Raw genomic sequence first — 24,446 nt, 5'->3', positions numbered from 1 at the left:
AAAAAGGCGAAGCCGACATTGGACGACGGCAGGATCATTGACGGCAAAGCATTCCTCTCCCCGCCTAAAAAAGGACGGGTAGTGGCTATCTTCGGCGATACCAAAGCCTGTCCGCAGGCAGTGCGCGCCGCGCAAAACGCAGACGTTTTGGTGCATGAAGCAACCTTTGCGGCAGGCGATGAAGAGACAGCGGAGCGAGTGTTCCATTCAACCGTATCCGATGCCGCCAAGCTGGCTTTGCAAGCCAATGTGAAACAACTTTACCTGACCCACATCAGCGCACGTTATACCGAATAAGGGCAACGCCTGATGCTGGAGCGGCAGGCACAAACTATATTTCCCGCGTCGAAAGGGTTGGCGATTTCGACGTATTCGATATCTGAATCCGTATTATTTTAAGAAGGCAGACACTATGAGCGACCACAAAACCCATTTCGGCTTCTCTACCGTTGACGAAGACGAAAAAGCAGGCAAAGTTGCCGAAGTCTTCCACTCCGTGGCAAAAAACTACGACATTATGAATGACGTAATGTCCGGCGGTCTGCACCGTGTTTGGAAACATTTCACCATCAATACCGCCCGCCTGAAAAAAGGCGACAAAGTATTGGACATCGCCGGCGGTACTGGCGATTTGTCCCGAGGCTGGGCGAAACGTGTGGGCAAAGAAGGCGAAGTTTGGCTGACAGACATCAACTCCTCCATGCTGACGGTCGGCCGCGACCGCCTGCTCAACGAAGGCATGATTCTGCCCGTATCGTTGGCAGACGCTGAAAAATTGCCGTTCCCCGACAACTATTTCAATCTGGTTTCCGTCGCATTCGGCCTGCGCAACATGACGCACAAAGATGCCGCGCTGAAAGAAATGTACCGCGTATTGAAACCGGGCGGCACCCTGCTGGTGTTGGAATTCTCCAAAGTGTACAAACCTTTGGAAGGCGTGTACGACCTCTACTCTTTCAAACTGTTGCCGATTATGGGCAAACTGATTGCCAAAGATGCCGACAGTTACCAATACCTTGCCGAGTCCATCCGTATGCACCCCGACCAAGAAACTTTGAAGCAAATGATGCTGGATGCAGGCTTCGACAGCGTGGATTACCACAACATGAGCGCAGGCATCGTCGCCCTGCATAAAGGCGTGAAATTCTAAGGCCGTCTGAAACGAACAAAAGGGCGTGATTGATAGACACGCCCTTTGTTTTTAAACCTTATCCAAGCCAATCTGACACAAACCAAAGGCCGTCTGAACAGCCGTAAAACGAAATCAAACATTTCGGTTACACCATTCAGACGGCCTTAATACGTTCAAATCAGCTTATGTACCTGCTTTCACACTTTGCCATTGACGGACCATAAATTTCAACGCCGCCGGTTGGATAGGCACCATGATAAAGCTGTTTTTCAAATCTTCATCAGTCGGGAAAATCGTATTGTCGTTTCTAAACTCTTCATCCATCAGCTCCTGAGCTGGTTTGCTGGACGGCGCATAAGTAACAAAATTGCCGTTTTTCGCCGCAACTTCAGGATCTAAGAAATCATTGATATACGCATGGGCATTGGCCACGTGTTTGGCATCTTTCGGAATCACAAACGAATCCACCCAAATTCCCACGCCTTCTTTCGGCATCATCACACGGATTTTTTCCTTGCCGCCCGCTTCTTCGGCACGACGTTTGGCAATGTTCAAATCGCCGCCAAAACCAATTGTTACGCAAGTATCGCCGCGCGCCAAATCATCGATAAAACCGGACGAGGTAAAACGCTTGATGTACGGACGGTTTTTCTTCAAGACTTCCGTAGCCGCCTTAATATCCGCCGTTTCGCTGCTGTTTGGATTTTTACCCATATAGTTCAACACCATAGGATAAATTTCCGCCGCGCTGTCCAAATAGCTGATGCCGCATTGCTTGAGTTTGGACGTGTATTCGGGGTTAAACACCAAATCCCATTGATTGTCCGGCAGTTTGTCCGTACCCAAAGCCTTTTTCACACGCTCGGTATTGATGGCGAAGGTGTTAGTCCCCCAATAAAACGGAACGGCGTATTCGTGATTCGGATCAACGCCTTCCATCAGTTTCATCAACTGAGGATTCAAGTTTTTATAGTTGGGAATCAGGGATTTGTCGATTTTCTGATACGCACCTGCCTTAATCTGCCTACCGACAAACGCATTGGAAGGACCCACGATGTCGTAACCCGACTTGCCGGTCAATACCTTGCTCTCCAGCGTTTCATCGCTGTCATATACATCATAAGTTACTGAGATACCGTGTTTTTTCTCAAACGCGGCAACCGTCTCGGGATCAACATATTCCGACCAGTTGTAAATGCTCAATACCTTTTGATTATCGGTTTGCGCCTTGTCGGCAGAGTTTTTGTCCGAGCCGCCGCAGCCGGCCAATGCCAGCGCAGTCAGTACGATGAGGGGCAGATGTTTGGCCATTATCATTCCTTGCGTATCCGGTTGAAAAGAGAAAGGCATTATAAAGCAGGCAAGCCGGGGCGGATAGGCTTCGTTGTTAAAAGATATCGACCTGCTTGAGGCCGTCTGAAAGACAGCTTGCCGCCAACTTAAAACCTTTCTGCCGATAGCTTGAAATATGGTTTTGCGGTAAGATAACGCCCATTCGTTTTTAATCTCAACGCGCCGTCCGGGCCGTCTGAAATCTTTGTACAAAATTTTATCGAGACATTATGAAAACCACCGAACTACGCCAAAAATTCCTGAAATTTTTCGAATCTAAAGGCCACACCATCGTCCGCTCTTCCTCGCTCGTGCCACACGACGACCCGACCCTGCTGTTTACCAACGCAGGCATGAACCAATTTAAAGACGTATTCCTCGGCTTTGACAAACGCCCCTACAACCGCGCCACTACCGCGCAAAAATGCGTACGCGCAGGCGGCAAACACAACGACTTGGAAAACGTCGGCTACACCGCCCGCCACCACACCTTCTTTGAAATGATGGGTAACTTCTCCTTCGGCGACTACTTCAAACGCGACGCGATCCACTTCGCTTGGGAATTCCTGACTTCTCCCGAATGGTTGAATATCCCTAAAGAAAAACTGTTGGCGACCGTTTACGCAGAAGACGACGAAGCCTACAACATTTGGTTGAACGAAATCGGCATGCCTGCCGAGCGCATCGTCCGTATCGGCGACAACAAAGGCGCGAAATACGCATCCGACAACTTCTGGCAAATGGGCGACACCGGCCCTTGCGGCCCTTGCTCCGAAATTTTCTACGACCACGGCGAAGAAATCTGGGGCGGCATTCCGGGCAGCCCTGAAGAAGACGGCGACCGCTGGATCGAAATTTGGAACTGCGTATTCATGCAGTTCAACCGCGACGAACAAGGCAATATGAATCCGCTGCCTAAGCCTTCCGTCGATACCGGCATGGGCTTGGAGCGTATGGCCGCCGTCATGCAGCATGTTCACAGCAACTACGAAATCGACTTGTTCCAAGACCTGCTCAAAGCCGTTGCCCGCGAAACCGGCGCGCCATTCAGCATGGAAGAACCCAGCCTGAAAGTCATCGCCGACCACATCCGCTCCTGCTCCTTCCTGATTGCAGACGGCGTATTGCCTTCCAACGAAGGCCGCGGCTACGTATTGCGCCGCATTATCCGCCGCGCCGTACGCCACGGTTACAAACTCGGTCAGAAACAGGCGTTTTTCTACAAACTCGTGCCCGATTTAGTCAAAGTAATGGGTGATGCGTATCCTGAGTTGAAAGAGAAACAGACACAGATTATGGAAGCCTTGCGCGCGGAAGAAAGCCGCTTCGGCGAAACGCTGGAAAAAGGCATGGGCTTGTTCAACCAAGTGCTCAACGGCATGAAATTCCTGAAACTGGAAAGCCTGCTGCCGCAAGACGGTGTAGGCAAACCACTGACATTGAAAACTGCAGATGGTGTGGAATTTACCGCCGCTTCCCGTGTTGCTCCGGGCAAAAAGCAAATCGTTATCCGTCCTCGAGTTTCAGGCAGCCTGAACGAAGGCATGTATATCGATTTGCAGGCTGCTTTGGAAACCACCCATATTCCCGACGCGGAAAAACAGTTTGCCGAAGCCTTGAATACCTACTTGATGAACAACATCGCCAACAGCAAACTCGTTATCGGCGGCGAACACATCTTCAAACTCTACGACACCTACGGTTTCCCCTACGACCTAACCGCCGACATGGCGCGCGAACTGGGCATCGACTTGGACGAAGCAGGCTTCGAGCGTGAGATGGAAGCCCAACGCGCACGCGCACGCGCCGCACAAAGCTTCAAAGCCAACGCCCAACTGCCTTATGACGGTCAAGACACCGAGTTTAAAGGTTATAGCGAACGCCAAACCGAATCCAAAGTCCTCGTCCTCTACAAAGACGGCGAGCAAGTCAACGAATTGAATGAAGGCGACGAAGGTGCCATCGTTATCGACTTTACCCCGTTCTACGCAGAATCCGGCGGTCAAGTCGGCGACGTCGGCTATATCTTCGCAGGCGAAAACCGCTTTGAAGTACGCGATACCCAAAAAATCAAAGCGGCCGTATTCGGTCAATTCGGCGTACAAACTTCAGGCCGTCTGAAAGTCGGCGACAGCGTTACCGCCAAAGTGGATGACGAAATCCGCAATGCCAATATGCGCAACCACAGCGCGACCCACTTGATGCACAAAGCCCTGCGCGATGTATTGGGCGAACACGTTGAACAAAAAGGCTCTTTGGTTACCGCCGAATCCACCCGTTTCGACATTTCCCATCCTCAAGCAGTAACTGCCGAAGAAATCGCCGAAGTAGAACGCCGCGTCAACGAAGCCATTTTGGCCAACGTTGCCGTCAACGCAGCCATTATGAGCATGGAAGACGCCCAAAAAACCGGCGCCATGATGCTCTTCGGCGAAAAATACGGCGACGAAGTACGCGTGCTGCAAATGGGCGGTTTCTCTACCGAATTGTGCGGCGGTACACACGTTTCACGCACCGGCGACATCGGCCTCTTCAAAATCATCAGCGAAGGCGGTATTGCCGCAGGCGTGCGCCGTATCGAAGCCATCACCGGCCTGAACGCACTCAAATGGGCGCAAGATCAAGAGCGTTTGGTTAAAGACATTATTGCCGAAACCAAAGCCCAAACCGAAAAAGACGTACTGGCAAAAATCCAAGCAGGTGCGGCACACGCCAAAGCATTGGAAAAAGAATTGGCACGCGCCAAAGCCGAACTCGCCGTCCACGCAGGCGCCAAACTCTTGGACAACGCAAAAGACCTAGGTCCAGCCAAACTCGTTGCTGCCCAAATCGAAGCCGACGCAGCCGCCCTGCGCGAAATCGTGACCGACTTGACCGGTAAATCCGACAACGCCGTGATTCTTTTAGCGGCAGTAAACGACGGCAAAGTCTCCCTGTGCGCAGGCGTATCCAAACCGTTGACTGGCACAGTCAAAGCAGGCGATCTGGTTAAATTTGCAGCCGAACAAGTCGGCGGTAAAGGCGGCGGCAGACCGGATTTGGCACAGGCAGGCGGCAGCGATGCGGAGAAACTGCCCGCGATGATTGAGAGTGTGAAAGACTGGGTCGGCGCGAAGCTGGCTTGATGTGGAAAGGCCGTCTGAAACGTGTTTTCAGACGGCCTTTGCCAACTATCTAGCCGTAGGTTGGGTCTCGATCCAACAGATTTTGTGAAATATAAGAATGTTGGGGCATGCTCCAACCTTATATATCCTATAATCATTATATTTTTAACTCAAAGGATTTGAAATGAAATCTCTTTTGAAAAATCTCAATAAGCTAGAACTGATACTTAACGAATTAGAGGCGCAACCAATTAATCTTAAATTTGATCCATTTGACCCTTTGAGTATTGAATCAGCCATTCAGGAATATAATTATGGTCTTGATTCAATAGTAGGAGATGAAATTAATAATCCAATAATTTCTTCGCTATTAGAGGAACTCAAGGAAAATGCACGTAGTGAAATTATTAGGGAAGCAGCCGAAGCACGACTCAAAAAAGGTGAATAAATGGGATTAGATATTTTTGAAGAAATTAATAATGCTATATTGGACTTGCAATCATCGGAACTGCAAACTTTTGAATGGTCATTAAAAAGGTTAAACGAACTATTAAATGATGAAGTTTTAAAAGTTCACAACGATGAGCTAACAGAAAATTTAAACTTAGAAAAACTTCTAGAAGATAGCTCTAACACAGGTGGTAGTTTTGTTGGTAGCTCAAAATTATTGTTACCAACAGATATGAAAGAAAGATTGGGCTATATTATTTTGCTGGTAAATTGGTTATCTAATGATACCAACGAAGTACTTGATTTTTGCCATCACTATTTCTATAGCGGCAATAAAATTATTGCAGGAATTCATAGCTTTAATAGGCAGGTATTAATACCATTTGCTCGAGATTATAAAAATTACATCACAAGGAAAGGGGCTAATATGGAAGTAAAGAGCTCATCAATAGTATCTAATAACGTATTTATAGTGCATGGGAGAGATGATTTATTAAAAGTAGAAGTGGCAAGACTTATTGAAAAACTAGGTTTATCCGCAATAATTCTACATGAGCAACCAAACTCAGGAAAAACTATTATTGAAAAAATTGAAGAATATACGAATGTTGGATTTGGAATTGTTCTATATACACCCTGTGATATTGGTGGTCAAAAGTTAAGTAATTTAGATACCGATTTAAAACCAAGAGCCAGACAAAATGTTGTTTTTGAACATGGTTATCTTATAGGGAAACTAGGAAGAAATAAAGTGTGTGCATTGGTTAAAGAAGAGGTTGAATTTCCATCAGATATTAGTGGTGTCGTATACCAGAAAGTAGATGACGCGGGAGGATGGAAGTTAAAATTAGCTATCGAATTGAAACAAGCAGGATATTCCATTGATCTAAATATACTGTGTTAGCAGCAGTAGGTCGGGCATGAATGCCCGACCTACAAATCCAAGTTTTCCAACTAATCGTCAGTTTTAAATCTTTGTAAGGCCGTCTGAAAACCCAAACCCCGTTTTCAGCAAGCCGTAGCCCGCACCCCTGTCAACCGCGTGCGTGGCTAGACCACACACCCTACCACTGCGGGCGACGCAAACCTTAAGATTGAGGTGTAGGGTGTGTGCGGTACGCACGCACGCGGTTTTTGTTGCTACCGAATGATTCCAAACCATGCCGTAATCCAGTCGGCAGCAAACGCAGCTTGGGTCATGTACCAACAAAACTCAATATCAAAGGCCGTCTGAATTTCAGACGGCCTTTCTGTTTTCATTTCAAGCTGATATTTAAGCTTTTTGTTCAATCATCTAACATCAATCTTTCTCTACCGTAAAAAACAGTTCTTCCTGTTTCAAAGCATTGCCGTCTGCATCGGTCAATGCTGCTTCCGTTACGGAAAACTTGATAACGGCGAGGCTGAGGCTGCCTTGCTCTGTGAGTGCAGTATTAAGAATAACGCCTGCTTCTTCCTCGCCGACTTTGACGGCAATACCGGCGGCTTCTAAAGAATCGCCGCTTAATACGGCCAGACCGCGTTTGACTTGGCCTCGGTATTGGGCGCGGGCGATGATTTCTTGGCCGGGGTAGCAGCCTTTACGGAAATGGACTGCGCCGATGATATGTTGGTTGAGCATTTGGGCAACAGCCGCTTCTTTGGTTGCGGCGCAAATCCACGGATAGCCGCTGCGGATTTCGTGCAGGTTCCACGCGTTTTCGGCTCCTGCTTGATATTCGGCTGCATTTTCAGCTACTGAAATTTTCAGACGGCCTGTGTGCGGCAAGGCAATTTCTACGGTGTTTTCTTGAATTTGGGCTGGGAAAGACAGTTGCGGTTCGGCAGCAGGATGAGGTTCTGCATCGTCTGCCAACTCGCCGCTGACTACTAAATCAGGCATCAGCTCGAAGACGACTTTTGCACGCAAGACAAACATTCTCAGGCGTTTGACGATGGCTTCGGTCAAATCTTGAGCCATGACCAACAGTAAATCTTCTCCGCGATTGACGACCAGCATATTCGCCAATACACGGCCTTTAGGCGTATTGTATGTGGCATAACATGCCTGACCGATAGCTAAATTATTAATATCGTTGGATAATTGACCATGAAGAAATGAAGCTCTGTCTTCGCCGCTGACACGGACAACGCCGAAAAAAGGCAGGCGGGTTTGCATAATCGACTCCTTAAATTGTAGATGCTGAATTATCGCCCAAATTGCCGCTTATTATCAAATAAATAAATTCAGGCCGTCTGAATGTTTCAGACGGCCTGTTGTTTGGATTCAAACAATCAAAATTATTTGATGCTGACTTTGCGGATAATCACGGCTTCGGTTGGAACGTCTTGATGATAGCCACGTGTCGCTGTTTTCACTTTGCTGATTTTACGGACCACGTCCATGCCGGAAGTGACTTTACCGAAAACGGCATAGCCGTAGCCTTGAGGGGTTTTGCTTTTGAAATTCAAAAAGTCGTTGTTGGCTGTATTGATAAAAAACTGGCTGGTTGCTGAATTCGGATCGCCGGTGCGCGCCATGGCGATGGTACCGACATTATTTTTCAAGCCGTTGTATGCTTCATTGGTGATGGCTTTATCGGTAGATTTTTGTACCATATTCTCGGTAAATCCGCCGCCTTGAATCATAAAATTGTCGATAACGCGGTGGAAAATCGTGTTGTCGTAAAAACCTTTTTTGGCGTAATTGACAAAGTTTGCCACGGTTTTCGGCGCTTTGACTTCATCCAGCTCCAGTTGGATGTTGCCCATATTGGTTTCAATCACTGCATGGGTAACTGCTTGTGCTTGTACGGAAAGTGAGAGTGCAAGGGCGCACAGGGTCAGTTTGATGGATTTTTTCATATGTCTTCTCGAATGATGTATTGTGAAAATGGAATATTAACCTTGTTTCGCGTGAAATCCATAAAAAACATGTAAGATTTTTCAAGCAAAAAACATAAGGCAATCAAATCAGGCCGTCTGAAAAGGGATAAAAACCAAATTCTTGCTCTTTATCATTCCCTTTCAGACGGCCTGCTATTACGGTCAAACCGAAATCAGATTAGAAATCCAATTCCGCTTTTAGCCAATAAGTACGCGGCATGCCGACAACGGCGAAGCTGCGGTCGTATTGGCCGCGCTGTACCTGCCAGTAGTTTTTGTTGAACAGGTTTTCTACCGAGCTGCTGACGGTCAACGTATTTTTGCCGAGCTTGGTTTTGTAGCGCGCGCCTATGTCAACCAAAGTGTAGGACGGGAAGGCGTATTGTTTTTGCGTGTCTTGGTAAGACTTGCCGAAGTACGAAACGTTGCCGTTCAGGGTCAAGCCTTTGGCAAACGGGGTGTCCCATTCCACGCCTGCTTTGGCAATCACGCGCGGGTTGGCGACTTGTACGCCGTTAACTAAATTGTCGGCGAAATTCGGATAATCTTTTACGGTTGATTGCAGATACATCAGACCGAAAGTCGGACGCAGGGTTTTGTTCAACAAGTTGGCATAGGTATTGAACTCGATACCGCGGCTGCGTTCTATGCCTTGCTCCGAACCGCTATAAGCCAAGCCTGCATTTTTGCGCGCTGCGAAATCAGTTCCTGAAGTCGTGTTGCCGCGCCAGTAGCCCGGGCGTTTGATTTGGAACGCGTTTAAAGTGGTGACAAAGTCGCCCCAGTTTTTGCGTACGCCGACTTCAAATTGGCGGCTGACGCGCGGATCTGCCATCGTTACATGACCGTCGTCATCAGTACGAATGTCGGACGGCTCCAAATCTTCCATATAGTTTCCGTAAACCACCAAATCGGGCTGCGGAACCCATGCTGCCATCAACATCGGGCTGAAACGGCTCGCATCTGCTTTGCGGCCGTTTAATTTGTTTTTCTGCTCGACGGCTTGGAAACGCCCGCCTAAAGTGAGGCGGTATTTGTTGTCGGCAAAACCAAGCGTGTCAGATACCGCCAAACTGTTTACTTTGATCACGGTATCCAATGAAGGGGTTGGGTTCCACGCGCTGCCTAAGTTGGAATCCAATTTTGCCAATTGAGTAGGAATGTCGATGCTCGGATCGATAACGCTGCTTCTTGTTTGACGTGCGCCTTGATAAGTAGTGCGTTTGCGGTCGATGCGGTCAAATGCGGTACTCCAGTTGTGGCTTACCGGACCGGTTTCAAATTCGCCGCGTGCAGTCAGATTCATACTGAGCGTTTTAAAACGCTGGTCGGTCAAACGCGCGCGACCTGAATTGTAGGTCAAACCGCTGCTTGTAACGGTAGGAGAGGCGAAATTGCCATAATAGCGCGCATTGTTATAACCAATACCGCCTGTAATTTGGGCATTTTCAAACGCATCCCATTCAAAAGTCAGCATATTGGTCTGACCGCGCGTGTTTTGAGCCTGCCAGCTCGGCGCCAAATTCACTTTGCCTTCAGGTGCGTCAAACAAGCGGCCGTTGGCGTTTTGAATGTCCTGCATACGCGCGCGACCGCCGTTGGTTTTGCGTTTTGCGTAGATGGAATCGAACGCCACGCGCACTTTTTCGCCGCGATAGTCGGCATTCAAAGCAAATTCTTTGTTGTCTTCGCTGTAACCGTGACGCGGAGTGTCGCCGTGGCGCAGTTTACCATTGGCGCGCACGCCGAATTCTTTGTTTTCGCCGAAGCGTTGACCTAAATCGAACGTACCTTGGGCGCGGTTGTTGCTGAACCAGCCCAAACCGATTTTACGGTTACCTTCGTCTGCGGCTTTTTTGGTTTCGATGTTGACGGAACCGGATACCGCGCCTTCAGGGTCCATGCCGTTTACGGCGGTGGACGCGCCTTTAATCAGTTGTGCGGAGCCGACTTGCACGCTGGCCGTGCCTTGCGTGCCGTACATACCTGCCAAACCGTTGACGCTGAATTGGCGTGCATCAAGCTGATAACCGCGGAAATACAGGCCGGTCAATGTGTTGCTTTCGCCGCCGAACTGCCAAACGGAAGCGTCTTTTTTCGCTACGGCATCCACCAAAGTACGCGCTTCGGTGTTGTTGAGGGCTTGTTCGTCGTAGTTGACGACGGTAATCGGCGCGGTAAAAGCGTTGGCTTTACCCAATACGCCCAAGTTCACACGGTCACGTAAGTCGCCGTCGCTGGCAATAGAATAAGAGCGTGCGGCCTTCACGCGTTTAGCGTCGGCATGGACTTTGACTTCCTGCACTTCTGCATATGCTTCGGGAGCAGAAGTGGCTTCATCGGCGGCATAAGCGAATGCGCTTGCAACCACAAGCGGCATCAGGGCTAATTTGCTGTTCATAAAATACCTTCTGGTTTGAAATATTAATAATTCTTATATCGAGTAAAAAATTACAAAGTAATTTAGTTTTATGATTATATTTGATAAGATTTCTGCTTTCTACAAAAACAAATAAGAACCGTTTGTAAATACAAAAAATACAACAGTTCAGAAAACTATTATTGCAGTTACCATAGTCAAATAAATTTGCCGTCCTTTCAGACGGCCTTTACTTCCTTTCAGAGAACACCTCATGCAAAAATGGCAAATCGAGCTTTATTCCACGCCGTCTTGGCTATTGCAGACCTTATTGATGGTCGCTGCAGCCTCGGCGGTCATTCTGTTTTTTGCACGCAACACACGCTTCGGGCGCGAGTTTAGCTATATCCTGCGGCTGTGTCTGACGCCGAAAAGTACCGTCAAAGTTTTGCTGCTGATTACGGCGATGATTACGCTGCTGCTGACCGAAGTACGGCTGAATGTGTTGAGTACCTTTATGTCCAAAGGGCTTTACGACTCGATGCAGGATTTGAATGCCTCCGCATTTTGGATGTTTGCAGCGATGAACGCGGGCGTGGTGTTGATACGGGCGTTTAACAACGTCGTCAACGACTTTCTCGATCAAGGCTTGGCGATTAAATGGTCGGAGCGGCTCAATGAAGTTTTGACTTCACGCTGGCTTGCCGACAAAAACTACTACCGCCTGCAAATGCGCCGCCACGCGCCGGATAATATCGACCAGCGTATCCAACAAGACGCGCAGGATTTCATCGCCTCGACCATAGAATTTGTGCGCGGCATGGTCAATTCGGTCGTTACCTCTTTGGAATTTGCCGTTGTTTTATGGGGTTTGGCGGGCATCCTGACCGTGTTCGGCTTCGACATTCCGCACGGCATCGTTTGGTTTGTCTATATGTTTGTGATTTTGGCAACCTTTATCGCCATGTGGATAGGCAACCCGTTGATTCGTTACAACTATGAAAACGAAAAGCTCAACGGCGACTACCGTTACTCCCTCATCCGCGTGCGCGACCACGCCGAAAGCGTGGCGTTTTATAGCGGCGAAAAACACGAACACGACCAGCTTTCCGACCGCTTTAAAGCCATTATCCGCAACCGTTGGCGCATTGCGCGACAAAGCGTCTGCCTGAGCGGCTTTAACGATATGTTCACCAACGGCATCAAACTCTTCCCCATTATTTTACAAGCCCCGCGCCTGTTTGCCGGACAAATCAAAATCGGCGACATCCAGCAGACCGTCCAAGCCTTCGCACGACTGCAAAACGCGCTGTCTTTCTTTCGAATGTTCTACAACAAATTCACCGCCTACCGCGCCCGACTGGAACGTCTGTACGGCTTTTTGCTGAGTACGGAAGAAAAACACACCGCACGACAACCCGACCTTACCGAAGTTTCAGACGGCCTGATCTTGGAAAACGTTGCCCTATACCGCCACAACGGCGAAGTTTTATTAGACGGCATCAACATCAACCTCAAAAGCGGCAATTCCCTACTGATACGCGGCCCGAGCGGTTGCGGCAAAACTTCGTTGCTGCGCGCGCTGGCAGGGCTTTGGCCTTTCGGCAGCAGCGGTAAAGTCAGCCATCCGCCGCATCAAGACATCCTCTTCCTGCCGCAACGCCCATACACGGCACAAGGCAGCCTGCGCGATGCGATTTGTTACCCCGACATCGACAAACAACATCCGGAACTGATCGAAGCCATGAACACCTGCCGATTAGGTTATCTGGTTGATAAATTAGACAAATCTGATGACTGGCAACACAAACTCTCCCCGGGTGAACTACAACGCGTCGCCTTCGTCCGCGCCCTGCTCTCGCAGCCCAAAGTCATCCTGCTCGACGAAGCCACCGCCGCCTTGGACGAACCGACCGAAGCCATGCTCTACCGTGCCTTAAAGCAAAAACTACCCGACAGCATCATCATCAGCATCGGCCACCGCAGCACGCTCAATGAATTCCATGATTTATGCCTCGATGTCGGTCATGTACAATGCTGAATTAATGGCATAGCAAAGGCCGTCTGAAACAGTGAAAAACGAAATCAAACGATTTTGTCATCGCCGTTTCAGACGGCCTTTTCAAACGCTATGGCATGTTTATTTGCTATACTCTGCATTGTGTTAACGTCGTCTAAAAAATATTTATGAAAACCCTGGCCCTCATTCCACATTACAACCACCCGACCACCATCAGCCACGTTGCCCAAACCATGCGCGGCTTCGGTTTAAACGTTTTAATTGTGGACGACGGTTCACGCGAAGAATGCAAACCTGTATTGCAGGCTTTGGTTTCAGAAGGCATTGATGTCCTTTACCGTCCCATCAACGGCGGCAAAGGCGCAGCGGTCAAAACCGGTTTGGAATACGCTGAAGAACATGGCTATACCCACGTTTTGCAGGTTGATGCAGACAGCCAGCATTGCTTAAGCGACACTCCCAAACTCCTCGCAGCAGCAGAACAAAATCCCGAAGCCGTTGTTTGCGGCTGGCCGCAATACGGCGATGATGCACCCAAAGCACGGCTCTACGGACGCAAAATTACCGACTTCTGGAATATGCTGCACACTTGGTCATGCGACATCAAAGACGGCATGTGCGGCTTCCGCCTCTATCCGCTTGCACCCGCGCTATCCGTCGTCCGCGAAGAAACCGTAGGCGACCGCATGGACTTCGATACGGAAATCCTTATCCGCCTCTACTGGCGCGACGTCAAACCGGTTTGGATTAAAACTCCCGTCCAATACGCCGCCGACGGCGTGTCTCACTTCGATGCCTTTGCCGACAATGTCCGCATCAGCAAAATGCACACACGGCTGTTTTTCGGCATGCTAAAACACCGATTGGGTAAAGTTTTCGGAAAGACCGTCTGAAACCATGACTGACCATAAACAAACCCATTGGGCAGCGCAGCCCGAACGCGGCAGCCGCCTGTTTCTCGCCCTGACCACATTGATGGTGCGCTATCTGCCGACCTTTTTTATGAAGCCGTGCATTTGGTTTGTGGTGCTGTATTTTTATGCAACCGCGCCCAAACCGCGCCGTCATGTCTTACGCTATCAAACCCGTCTTCAGACGGCCTTCCCCCATATCGTCCTGCCGAAACACAGCGTATTCAAACAATTTGTCGCATTTGGCGAAGCGGTTTGCGACCGTTTTGCCGTGTGGCAACGCAAAATCCGTTATGAAGATTTGGTGATTGAAGATCCGGACGACATCTATTCGCAAATCAAGCGTAACGAACGCGGCCAGATTTTTGCCTGTTCTCACTTGGGCAATACCGAAGTTTGCCGTGCGCTGGTGTCGCACCATAAAGATTTCAGACTCAATGTATTGGTGCACAGCAAGCACGCACAGGCATTTAACGAGGCATTGCAAAAAGCCGGTGCAGATCATATCCGTCTGATTCAGGTAACCGATTTGGACACCACCCTGATGATGGAATTGAACAGCCGTATCGAGAACGGCGAATGGATTGCCATCGCGGCCGACCGCGTGCCTGTACGCGGCGAGAAAACCGCCGACATTAATTTCTTAGGCTATACCGCCCCTATGCCGCAAGGTGCATGGCTGTTGGCTTCGCTTCTAAAAACGCAGGTAAACACGCTGTTTTGCGTCAAACAAAACGGCCGCTATCATTTGAAACTGCGTCGCTTTACCGATACTTCCAACTGGAAACGCGGCAACCGTGAGGCTGCCGTCAAAGACGCGATGCAGGGTTTTGCCGACATTTTGGCGCAAGAATGTGCGCAAAATCCGCTACAATGGTTCAATTTTTATGATTTTTGGGGCGAAGACGCCGTCTAAAACCATCACACTTACTCTTTTAAACCATGAAAAAACACATCTACTGCCAACACAGCTTTGAAACCGAAGTTCCTTTTTTTGACGTAGATGCCATGCACATCGTGTGGCACGGCAACTATGTCAAATACCTTGAAACCGCACGTTGTGCTTTTTTGTCTTCCATCGGTTACGACTACAACGAGATGGGACGGCAGGGGTACAGCTGGCCGATTGTGCAGATGAACCTCAAATACATCCGCCCTGCCCGTTTCGGCCAAAAGATCCGCGTTGATATGGACATCGTCGAGATCGAAAGCTGCCTGCGTATCGATTACACCATTTACGATGCCGAAACCAACGAAAAAATGACCCGCGCTTCGACTACCCAAGCCGCAGTATCGCTTTCAGACGGCCTGATGCAGTTTCAAACGCCGGACAGCTGGTTGGAAGCAGTAAAAAGACATCCGACATTTAAGGCCGTCTGAAAAATTTAGCGATTAAACAACATATTGCCTGCTTATCAGCATTACCCTTTATAATTTTACGTTTCCGTTTCAGACGGCCTTTATCCTCAATCCACGCACACACTTATGCTACTGAACCTCAACCGCTTTGCCTTTCCTGTTTTCTTAAAAGAAACCCGTCTGCTTACTGCCCTCGCCCTGCCTATGCTGTTGGCGCAAGTGGCGCAAGTGGGTATTGGTTTTGTCGATACGGTAATGGCTGGTGGCGCAGGTAAGGAAGATTTGGCCGCGGTGGCTTTGGGCAGCAGCGCATTTTCCACGATTTACATTACCTTTATGGGCGTGATGGCGGCGTTGAACCCGATGATTGCCCAGTTGTACGGCGCAGGTAAAACCGAAGAAGTCGGCAAAACAGGAATGCAGGGCATTTGGTTTGGCTTGTGTTTGGGCGTATTCGGCATGCTGTTGATGTGGGCGATGATTATGCCTTTCCGTCATTGGCTGACATTGAACAATTATGTCGAAGACACGATGGCGCAATATATGTTCTTTACCAGCTTGGCAATGCCAGCCGCCATGATCCACCGCGCCCTGCACGCCTATGCCTCCAGCTTGAACCGTCCACGCGTGATTATGTTGGTCAGCTTTGCGGCATTTGTGTTGAATGTGCCGCTGAACTATGTATTTGTTTACGGCAAATTCGGTATGCCTGCTTTGGGTGGCGCAGGTTGCGGCGTGGCAACGGCAGCGGTATTTTGGTTTAGCGCATTGGCTTTGTGGCTTTATATCGCCAAAGAAAAATTCTTCCGTCCGTTTGGTTTGACGGCAAAAATCGGCAAACCCGATTTGGCGACTTTCAAACAGATTTGGAAAATCGGCGCACCCATCGGCTTGTCTTATTTTCTAGAAGCCAGCGCGTTTTCGTTTATCGTCTTTTTGGTGGCGCCATTCGGCGAAGATTATGTCGCCGCGCAACAAGTCGTCATCAGCCTGTCGGGCATTTTGTATATGGTTCCGCAAAGCGTCGGCTCTGCAAGCACGGTACGCGTTGGCTTTTCGCTCGGACGGCGCGATTTTTTGCGGGCGCGTTATATTTCAGGCGTGTCGCTGGTGCTGGGCTGGGTACTTGCCACCTGTACCGCGCTGCTCTTGGTCATCTTTCGCTTTCAGTTGGCCGGTATGTACACCAACGATGCGGCAGTATTAGGCATTGCCGCGACCGTTTTATTTTTTGCCTCCCTATTCCAACTGGCAGATGCTACCCAATGTATCGCTTCATATGCGCTGCGCGGCTATAAAGTGACCAAAATGCCGATGTTCATCCATGCCGTGGCTTTCTGGGGTTGCGGCCTGCTGCCCGGCTACCTGCTTGCCTATCATGTCGATATGGGCATTTACGGCTTCTGGACCGCGCTGACCGTTTCCCTGACGATTGCCGCCATCGCATTGGTATGGTGCCTGGAGCTTTGCAGTAAAGAGATGGTCAGATCGCATAAGGTCGTCTGAAATTTCTTTCAGACGACCTCCATTGATATTTCATTTACGGCTTATTCACTTTTAAGGGAAAAATGTTTTCAACTTCCATTATAGAAAAACTTGCTTACTATGTTTATTGCTTGATTGATCCTAGAGACGGCAATATTTTCTATGTAGGAAAAGGCATAGGCAATCGCGTTTTCCATCATGCCCTAGGTTCATTACAAGAAACAGAAACGCCAAGTGATAAAATTGCCTTGATTAGGGAAATACATCAAAGTGGAAACCAACCCGTGTATTACATTCTGCGGCACAACATCCAAACAGACAAACAGGCTTTTGAATATGAAGCGATGGCAATAGACCTACTCTCCTTAGTCAAACCGAGCCAGCAGCCGCTGACTAATATTCAAGGCGGCACACATTCTTCTGAAGTAGGATTGATGAGCTTATCCGAATTAAAACGAAAATATGATGCGCAAGAATTGAAAACTGATAAACCTATTGTTTTAATTACGATTAATAACGAATACGAGAAACTGAAAAAAGACATTAGATCTGGGAATATTCCTGAAGCCAATAGGGATAAGGAAATTTACGAACGCACACGGAAATATTGGAAAATCGGAAGCCGACGTGAAAAAGCAAAATATGCAGTTGCAGTCTATCGCGGCTGGACATTGGCAGTGTATGAAATCGAAAGATGGATTTCTGCCGACGATATTATTCAAGGTCGTTGGATGTTTGAAGGCAAGCCGTTACCAGAAGGCTCCGACATTTATGAAGAAATCGTGAATAAGCTGACCTATTCTTCCCAAGAAAATTATAAAGCGCCCCAAAACCCCATTACCTATCGTAATTGTTAAATAGTAAGTTTTCAGACGACCTGAATCCACAAAATCACAAATCATCATGCAACCCATCCAATACCAAACCGACCTCACCCCCTACAACACTTTCGGCCTTCGCGCCCAAGCCCAAGCATTTGTTGCACTCAAACATGCCGACGAGTTGCGCGACATCGTCCGGCTGCCCGAGTTCAACCGAGATACTGTTTTATGGCTCGGCGGCGGCAGCAATATCCTTTTGATGGAGGACTATGCCGGTCTGGTTGTGCATATGGAAAACAAGGGAATACGCGAAATTGAGCGTTCAGACGGCCTGGTTTATATCGAGGCTCAGGCTGGGGAAATTTGGCATGATTTTGTTTTGCACACGGTTGGGCTGGGTTTAAGCGGGCTGGAAAACCTCAGTCTGATTCCGGGCACGGTCGGCGCGTCTCCGGTACAAAATATCGGTGCATATGGTGTTGAAGCGAAAGATGTTATCCATAGCGTACGCTGCTTTGATTTGGATACGGACACCTTTGTCGAACTTTCCAATGCCGACTGTGACTTTGCCTATCGTGAAAGCCTATTCAAACAGGAAGGCAAAGGCCGTTATGTGATTGTTTCGGTTGTATTCGCGTTAAAAGAGCATTTTGTGCCGAACTTGGGCTATGGCGATTTGGCGGCAGCGGTTGCCGAACTAAGCCAAGACCGCGAGGCAACGGCTAAAGATGTTTCCGATGCAGTGTGTGCAATCCGCAACAGTAAACTACCTAATCCTAACGTGCTTGGTAATGTCGGAAGTTTCTTTAAAAACCCTGTTGTCAGCGCTGAAAAAGCTGCCGATTTGTTGCAGCAATACCCCAATATGCCACGCTATCCGCAGCCTGACGGTTCGGTCAAACTCGCGGCCGGCTGGCTGATTGACCAATGCCGTCTGAAAGACCATCAGATCGGCGGTGCGGCTGTGCATGACAGACAGGCTTTGGTTTTGGTAAATAAAAACAATGCATCCGCGCAAGATGTCCACCAGCTAGCACAATATGTTTGTAATACAGTATTTACTCAATTTCAGGTAGAATTACACGCAGAACCCAACTGGCTGCCTACTTCATACAGCCTATAAAACAAAGGAGTGTATTCCATGCCGCGCATTGCTAAAGTCAACACTTACACACGAATCATCAATGCCAGCCTTGCCTTGTTCAACGAAGAAGGCGAGCGCAATATTAGCACCAACCATATTGCCGCCCACTTAGGCATCAGCCCGGGCAACCTCTACTACCATTTCCGCAACAAAGACGAAATCATCGTCCAATTGTTCAAGCGTTACAGCGAAGCCCTGCTTGTCTACCTTAACGAAGCCGTATTGCCGTCTAATGTGGAAGACTCCATCAACTACATGGCCGGTATTTATGATGTGATGTGGGAATACCGTTTCCTTTTCAGCGATGTGAATACCCTGCTTGCCCGCAGTGCCGAATTATTGGGCGAGCACAATACCTTTACCCAAGCCAAAGTGTCCCCACTGTTGGTCAACCTGCTGACCCAGCTCAACGGTCTGAACATCATCAGCGCAGACCAAACCGCTATGAACGACCTCGCCGTCAATATGTGGATGGTAACGAAATACTGGTTCGACTTCGACAGCTCCCTGCGCGGTCGCGCCAAGTTGACCGAAGATTCAAAAGTACGGGGCATCAGCCGCACACTCAGCCTGTTGCGCCCTTACCTCCTGCCGGAACACCGCGCTGAATTCGACCAAAAAATCGGCAGCAACCATTAATTTTTCCATACAAAGGCCGTCTGAAAACGTGGCTTTAACCAAGTTAAAGCTATTTTCAGACGGCCTGTTAATTTTCGGATGCTTTATTTATGCACCTTCCCTATATTTCCATTCTCGGCTTAGGCTATCTCGGCCTGCCGCTGGCGCAAAAATGTTATGAACAAGGCAGTCAGGTAGCCGCCGTCAAACGCAACCTGACCTCTGACGACATCAATCTGCCGATTGAACTCGACATCATCGATTTGAATCAAGACGATATTTTTCACAGTTCGGCCTTGTGGCAAAACCATATCAACAAGCCGACATGGTTTTGCCTGCTTCCGCCTTCGTCATTAAACCATTACGCCGATACCCTGAAAAAATGGATTCAACTTGCCGAGCAATCTAAGGTACAACACATCATCTTTACCAGCAGCACCAGCGTGTATGGCGACCAAGCACGCATATGCGATGAAACTACACCTCCCGATCCGCAAACCGAATCCGCCCGTCAAATCCTCACAATCGAGCAAGCCTTGCTGAAAAGCGCCGTCCCCCATATCGACATACTGCGACTGGGCGGACTTTATTCTGCCGAACGTCATCCCGTTACCAAGCTGGTTCAAAAAACACGCATCCAAGGTGGCAATCGACCCATCAATATTCTTCATAAAGACTTGGCCGTCCAAGTCCTTTTTCAGACGGCCTGCCAAGCTGACGGCAAACGTATCCGCAATATTGTCGAACCCCGCCACCCAAGCCGAGCCGAATTTTATACTGCCGAAGCGGCCAAACTCGGCCTGCCGGCTCCTGATTTCATCGTTGATGACAAAAGCAACGGCAAAATTGTAAATACCGTTTGCGCAGACGGGCTAAGCCTGTAAAATTGCGACTCAACCCATTAATCCGTTTCAGACGGCATTTAGAGTAAACCATGTCCGCCCTATTTCCCCTTATCAACCACCTGATACAGCAAAATCCAGAGCAACAGCGCGAGCTGTCTGAATTTGCAGGCAGCATCATCTGCATCAGCCTAACCGGTTTCAGACTGACCGGACGCATCAGCGAACAAGGTTTTCTTGAAACCGCAAATGAAACCGCCGACACCAACATCACATTCCACAACAGCGCCATCCAAAAAATCCTCCAAGGCGGCCAGCCCGGCGTGGGCGACATCAGCCTCGAAGGCGACTTGGTATTGGGCATGTCCGTCCTTCCTATTTTGGGTGGACTGCGCTATTATCCGAGCGAAGATTTGGCGCGTGTATTCGGTCATGTGGCCGCAGAAAGCATCAGCTCGCGCGCCGGCGACATCGGTCGCACCATGAAAAAAATCGGCAAAAGCATTGCCGAGCAAATCAGCGACTTTTCACGCGAACCCGAATCCCCTGTTATCGACCAAGCCACGCTTGCCGCATGGTTGGAAGAAGTGGACAAACTGCGTGACGACGTTGCCCGCCTAAACGAACGCCTCGACCGCCTCGAGCGCGATATCTGGATAGATTAGACACTTAATTTCAGACGGCCACTATCATGAAAAGCCCATTCAAAAACATCGGTATCGTTACGCGTCCCAATACGCCCGAGATTCAAGATACCGTCCACACATTGGTTTCTTTTCTGCGCGAAAACGGCTTCACCATCTATCTGGATGAATTGAGCGTAGAAGAACACTGCGTCTATATCCAAGATTCCGCATACTGCGAAACCGTAAACAAAGCCCAGCTGGGCAAATATTGCGACCTCGTCGTTGTGCTCGGCGGCGACGGCACCTTCCTCTCCGCCGCCCGCGAAGTCGCCCCGCGCGCCGTCCCCATCATCGGCATCAATCAAGGCCACTTGGGCTTTCTTACCCAAATCTCACGCGACACCATGGTTGAGGGCATCCGCCCCGTACTGGAAGGTAAATATCTGCCCGAAGAGCGCATCCTCATCGAAGCCAGCATCATTCGTGACGGCGAAACCATCGAACGCGCCCTCGCCCTCAACGACACCGTACTGTCTCGTGGTGGCGCAGGCCAAATGATTGAATTTGAAGTCTTTATCAATCAAGAATTTGTCTATACCCAACGTTCGGACGGCCTGATTATTTCCACGCCGACAGGTTCGACCGCCTACGCGCTTGCCGCCGGCGGCCCCATTATGCAGGCCGGCCTGCACGCATTCACACTTGTACCTATCTGCCCGCAATCCATGACCAACCGCCCGATTGCCATCTCCGACACCAGCGTAATCGAAATCCTCATTACCAAAAGCGGCGACGCACGCGCACACTTTGACGGACAATCCCATATCGACGTGCAAAACTTCGACCGCATCATCATCCGCCGCTATCACAACCCCTTGCGCGTCCTCCATCCCACCGATTACCAATACTTCAAAACCCTGCGCCAAAAGCTGCATTGGGGCGAACAATTGATTTAAACACCACTTCAATAAATAGGCTTACCATGAAAACCATTTCCCAAACCTTAATCATCGCGCTGTGCGCCCTTTCCTCCCTCTCCGTCTCCGCACACGGCATGCACAAAAGCAAACCCTTGTCCTTTGAAGAATTGCCGAAAATCTGCCAGCAATACTTTACCCGTGCGGATGCGTGTTATCAAAAAGCAGGAGATAAAGCATCGTTCCAACGCGACAACACAAAATACCTGCGCCAAATCCTGCCCGCCGCCGACGTAGGCCAACGTGAACGCATGTGCCAAATTGCCATGGATACATTCGCCGAAAAAACAAAAAACTTGAGCTGCGAATAAAGACCTTTGTCTTAGCTCTAGCAATTTTTGATTTCATAAAAAGGCCGTCTGAAACATTGGATTGTTTCAGACGGCCTAATTACAAGGTTCTTACCCTTTTAAGAAGAAACCACAAAATCCACTGTATGCGCTTCACTGTAATCAGGGATTTCCAGCTTTTCTATCATGCGGTGCAACACATCATTCGGAACAGAATGTTCGCGGTTACGGTTTTGCGATAGTAATTGCGTGTAAGGCACTTCCAAATAAATGAGATGCACACGTGCACCGTAATCGGCAAACATCGGTAGCCATTTGCTGCGCAGGTCGCGGTTAAGATTGGTCGCATTAAAAACAAATGACGTACGGGCTCGCAGGTATTCTTTTGCCTGCTCTTTACCCAAACGCACTGCTTCGGCGGTATGTTTGGAGTCCGCGGGATTGAGTTTACGCTCACGGCGAATCTCATCCAGCGACAGCATGGGCAGATGGGCAAGATGTTGCCTGATGTAACTGTCTTTGCCGCTACCTGCTATGGCGCACATGGCGTACACATCAAAGGTTTGATCATCAAATGGCTGATAATCCGGCATTTCGCTACGGCCGTTAAGATAGAGATAGCGTCCGTAATCGCTGGCAAAAGTACGCGCCTTACCCCAACAAGCGTTTTCTTCACAGAGTTCACGAAACAAATCAATGCGCAGCAAAATATCCTGTTGGTCGCAACATATACGACCCAGTACATCGGCTTTAGCAAGCATGGCAAGATGTGCAGTATTGACCTGCAAACTGGCCGCTATGACGGCTCGCTCAGGATTAGGCTTGTTAATCGCCCATAAGGGCAATCCGTGCAAGCGCACGAGTTTGGCGATTGCTTCTCTTACAGCAAACGGAGCGGCAAGTTCGGTATACAGTAAAGTACGGGCGGTATGCTCGCCTTTTTTTGCGTGATGCGGCGAAACGAGACGCTCTTTGCCGTTTTCTATTTCACGCTTGGTCGTACTGCGTTTTTCCACATCATGCAGCATGGCGGCAGCAAACAGAATATGCTGCTCCTGTCCATCAAGCGCTTGAAACTCGGGCAATTGTAAAAGGGCTTCGCATACCATTTTGGTATGCGTAAATACATCGCCTTCGGCATGCCACTCAGGGTCTTGCGGAACGTCCTTCATATCGGCAAACCAGCTGAAACGACGTTCTAAGGCTTGCCAATCAGGAAGTTGACCGGGTATGTAATATGGGAATGTCCACATAATTGTCTTTCTTATTATTGGATAATTGGACTTCAGGCCGTCTGAAACTGCCAGCTTTGCCAATGGTATTTGTCGTAATCGATAAGACGGGCAGGCTTCCAAGTTTTCGTCCAATGAACGTCGGTTTTAACGTGTTTGGCTCGCACCAATTTGAAAAGATTGTCGAATTCATTGGATTGAACAGGCAGATTGCCGTTGTTGGTGGCAAAATCATCGGCGTTCCGGATAACGAAACCTTCGCTGCATGCCGCTCCTGTGTTCGGATCGTAGCCGCCAAGCTTGCCGGAAGTTTGTACGCTGTCCGTCCACGGTTCTCCCAAATTAGCAGCAAGCCATTGCGCTAAAGCAAGATCTTCATTGGCGTACTTTTGAGTGAAATCTGCAAGCGGCTGGACAATGGGGATTTCTGGTACAGTCGGAAAATCAAACAGCTGCGCATAAAATTTAACCTCTTCCCATGAAAGCCAATGTCCGCCACGGCGGACTGCAAACAGGTAAAAATAGCTTTCCAGTTTCGAATAGGCAATCGAATGAATGCCATACATATTCTCGCCAAAAAGTTCAAGATCGCCTAAATCATCTTTGATTCGCTGCCATCGTTGCAGCAAAGGTTTATCCCACGGATGCTGGGTAGGCGCAGCATGACTACGGGCATAGAGGCCGTGCGCAGCAAAGCAGTTGTTTTGCCCATCTAATTTTTCGGTTAAAACCAATTTCGGCAGTGAGGCAAAATATGAAAGAAAGCCGCGCGGCATAAAGCGGTCGTCTGAAGTCGTGCCGAGGCTGATGGGCGCGTGCAGGCTGCGGGCGTATTTTTGAGGTTCAGTTGTCGTCATAATATTTTTTCCTTTTTATTTA

Annotated in this window: 23 protein-coding genes; 17 read left to right on the top strand and 6 right to left on the bottom strand. The window is 49.0% G+C overall.

The window, feature by feature from the left end:
- The first annotated feature begins 18 nt into the window (after positions 1-18).
- Both LPB400_RS06205 and ubiE read left to right on the top strand, forming a co-directional pair.
- The gene (locus LPB400_RS06205; RefSeq protein WP_225905479.1) at positions 19-297 is read left to right on the top strand and encodes an MBL fold metallo-hydrolase; all 279 of its coding nucleotides are present in this window, start codon (positions 19-21) and stop codon (positions 295-297) included.
- Between the two features lie 115 nt (positions 298-412).
- Complete coding sequence (gene ubiE / locus LPB400_RS06200; RefSeq protein WP_004519946.1) at positions 413-1,150, top strand: bifunctional demethylmenaquinone methyltransferase/2-methoxy-6-polyprenyl-1,4-benzoquinol methylase UbiE; 738 nt, start codon at positions 413-415, stop codon at positions 1,148-1,150.
- A gap of 165 nt (positions 1,151-1,315) precedes the next feature.
- Here ubiE and LPB400_RS06195 read toward each other — a convergent pair whose 3' ends face one another.
- Positions 1,316-2,443 (bottom strand): polyamine ABC transporter substrate-binding protein, encoded by a 1,128-nt coding sequence (locus LPB400_RS06195; RefSeq protein WP_219088467.1) that lies wholly within the window; start codon positions 2,441-2,443, stop codon positions 1,316-1,318.
- Positions 2,444-2,694: 251 nt separating this feature from the next.
- Here LPB400_RS06195 and alaS point away from each other — a divergent pair, with 251 nt between their 5' ends.
- The 3 genes from alaS (at position 2,695) to LPB400_RS06180 (ending at position 6,922) form a co-directional block, all read left to right on the top strand.
- Positions 2,695-5,589, top strand: coding sequence for an alanine--tRNA ligase (gene alaS, locus LPB400_RS06190; protein WP_219088465.1), 2,895 nt, complete (start codon positions 2,695-2,697; stop codon positions 5,587-5,589).
- A 163-nt stretch (positions 5,590-5,752) separates the two neighbouring features.
- On the top strand, positions 5,753-6,016 hold the full coding sequence (locus tag LPB400_RS06185) for a hypothetical protein (RefSeq protein ID WP_004519951.1): 264 nt from the start codon (positions 5,753-5,755) through the stop codon (positions 6,014-6,016).
- Positions 6,017-6,922 (top strand): TIR domain-containing protein, encoded by a 906-nt coding sequence (locus tag LPB400_RS06180; RefSeq protein ID WP_004519952.1) that lies wholly within the window; start codon positions 6,017-6,019, stop codon positions 6,920-6,922. It begins immediately after the preceding gene.
- Positions 6,923-7,318: 396 nt separating this feature from the next.
- On the opposite strand, the gene LPB400_RS06175 is transcribed toward LPB400_RS06180, so the two are convergent.
- From LPB400_RS06175 to LPB400_RS06165, 3 genes are all read right to left on the bottom strand, one after another.
- Entirely contained in the window at positions 7,319-8,176 is an 858-nt protein-coding gene (locus LPB400_RS06175) for a YgfZ/GcvT domain-containing protein (protein WP_107791828.1), read from the bottom strand.
- A gap of 122 nt (positions 8,177-8,298) precedes the next feature.
- Positions 8,299-8,862 (bottom strand): peptidylprolyl isomerase, encoded by a 564-nt coding sequence (locus tag LPB400_RS06170; RefSeq protein WP_070608800.1) that lies wholly within the window; start codon positions 8,860-8,862, stop codon positions 8,299-8,301.
- A gap of 199 nt (positions 8,863-9,061) precedes the next feature.
- Positions 9,062-11,284, bottom strand: a complete 2,223-nt coding sequence (locus LPB400_RS06165; protein ID WP_219088463.1) for a TonB-dependent receptor — start codon at positions 11,282-11,284, stop codon at positions 9,062-9,064.
- 232 nt (positions 11,285-11,516) lie between these two features.
- Between LPB400_RS06165 and LPB400_RS06160 the strand changes: the two genes are divergently transcribed.
- The 12 genes from LPB400_RS06160 to LPB400_RS06105 all read left to right on the top strand — a co-directional run bounded on the left by LPB400_RS06160 (position 11,517) and on the right by LPB400_RS06105 (position 22,356).
- Positions 11,517-13,283 carry an ABC transporter ATP-binding protein/permease gene (locus LPB400_RS06160; RefSeq protein ID WP_219088461.1) on the top strand — a complete coding sequence of 589 codons (1,767 nt, stop codon included), beginning with the start codon at positions 11,517-11,519 and terminating at the stop codon, positions 13,281-13,283.
- Between the two features lie 146 nt (positions 13,284-13,429).
- Complete coding sequence (locus LPB400_RS06155) at positions 13,430-14,155, top strand: glycosyltransferase family 2 protein (RefSeq protein WP_219088459.1); 726 nt, start codon at positions 13,430-13,432, stop codon at positions 14,153-14,155.
- A 4-nt stretch (positions 14,156-14,159) separates the two neighbouring features.
- Positions 14,160-15,089 (top strand): glycosyl transferase family 2, encoded by a 930-nt coding sequence (locus LPB400_RS06150; RefSeq protein ID WP_219088457.1) that lies wholly within the window; start codon positions 14,160-14,162, stop codon positions 15,087-15,089.
- A gap of 26 nt (positions 15,090-15,115) precedes the next feature.
- On the top strand, positions 15,116-15,553 hold the full coding sequence (locus tag LPB400_RS06145) for an acyl-CoA thioesterase (RefSeq protein WP_107696910.1): 438 nt from the start codon (positions 15,116-15,118) through the stop codon (positions 15,551-15,553).
- Positions 15,554-15,658: 105 nt separating this feature from the next.
- The gene (locus tag LPB400_RS06140) at positions 15,659-17,038 is read left to right on the top strand and encodes an MATE family efflux transporter (protein ID WP_219088455.1); all 1,380 of its coding nucleotides are present in this window, start codon (positions 15,659-15,661) and stop codon (positions 17,036-17,038) included.
- 62 nt (positions 17,039-17,100) lie between these two features.
- Positions 17,101-17,874 (top strand): LEM-3-like GIY-YIG domain-containing protein, encoded by a 774-nt coding sequence (locus LPB400_RS06135; RefSeq protein WP_107791825.1) that lies wholly within the window; start codon positions 17,101-17,103, stop codon positions 17,872-17,874.
- A gap of 46 nt (positions 17,875-17,920) precedes the next feature.
- Positions 17,921-18,961, top strand: a complete 1,041-nt coding sequence (gene murB, locus LPB400_RS06130; protein WP_219088453.1) for a UDP-N-acetylmuramate dehydrogenase — start codon at positions 17,921-17,923, stop codon at positions 18,959-18,961.
- Positions 18,962-18,979: 18 nt separating this feature from the next.
- The gene (locus tag LPB400_RS06125) at positions 18,980-19,621 is read left to right on the top strand and encodes a TetR/AcrR family transcriptional regulator (protein ID WP_004519965.1); all 642 of its coding nucleotides are present in this window, start codon (positions 18,980-18,982) and stop codon (positions 19,619-19,621) included.
- An 89-nt stretch (positions 19,622-19,710) separates the two neighbouring features.
- Entirely contained in the window at positions 19,711-20,484 is a 774-nt protein-coding gene (locus LPB400_RS06120) for an NAD(P)-dependent oxidoreductase (RefSeq protein ID WP_107791823.1), read from the top strand.
- 50 nt (positions 20,485-20,534) lie between these two features.
- On the top strand, positions 20,535-21,107 hold the full coding sequence (locus LPB400_RS06115) for a ubiquinone biosynthesis accessory factor UbiJ (RefSeq protein ID WP_004519967.1): 573 nt from the start codon (positions 20,535-20,537) through the stop codon (positions 21,105-21,107).
- 26 nt (positions 21,108-21,133) lie between these two features.
- A complete protein-coding gene (locus LPB400_RS06110; protein WP_039863638.1) occupies positions 21,134-22,024 on the top strand; it encodes an NAD(+) kinase in 891 nt (296 codons plus the stop codon).
- Between the two features lie 26 nt (positions 22,025-22,050).
- Positions 22,051-22,356 carry a hypothetical protein gene (locus LPB400_RS06105; protein ID WP_049332487.1) on the top strand — a complete coding sequence of 102 codons (306 nt, stop codon included), beginning with the start codon at positions 22,051-22,053 and terminating at the stop codon, positions 22,354-22,356.
- Positions 22,357-22,454: 98 nt separating this feature from the next.
- Here LPB400_RS06105 and LPB400_RS06100 read toward each other — a convergent pair whose 3' ends face one another.
- Positions 22,455-23,588, bottom strand: coding sequence for an AAA family ATPase (locus tag LPB400_RS06100; RefSeq protein ID WP_070504670.1), 1,134 nt, complete (start codon positions 23,586-23,588; stop codon positions 22,455-22,457).
- Positions 23,589-23,620: 32 nt separating this feature from the next.
- A complete protein-coding gene (locus tag LPB400_RS06095) occupies positions 23,621-24,424 on the bottom strand; it encodes an RNA ligase family protein (RefSeq protein ID WP_225905480.1) in 804 nt (267 codons plus the stop codon).
- Positions 24,425-24,446 lie beyond the last annotated feature (22 nt).

The sequence above is a fragment of the Neisseria perflava genome (assembly GCF_019334725.1).
Lineage (GTDB): Bacteria > Pseudomonadota > Gammaproteobacteria > Burkholderiales > Neisseriaceae > Neisseria > Neisseria subflava_A.
The sequence above is the reverse complement of the archived record's forward strand: the minus strand, read 5'-3'. Positions and strand labels throughout refer to the sequence as shown.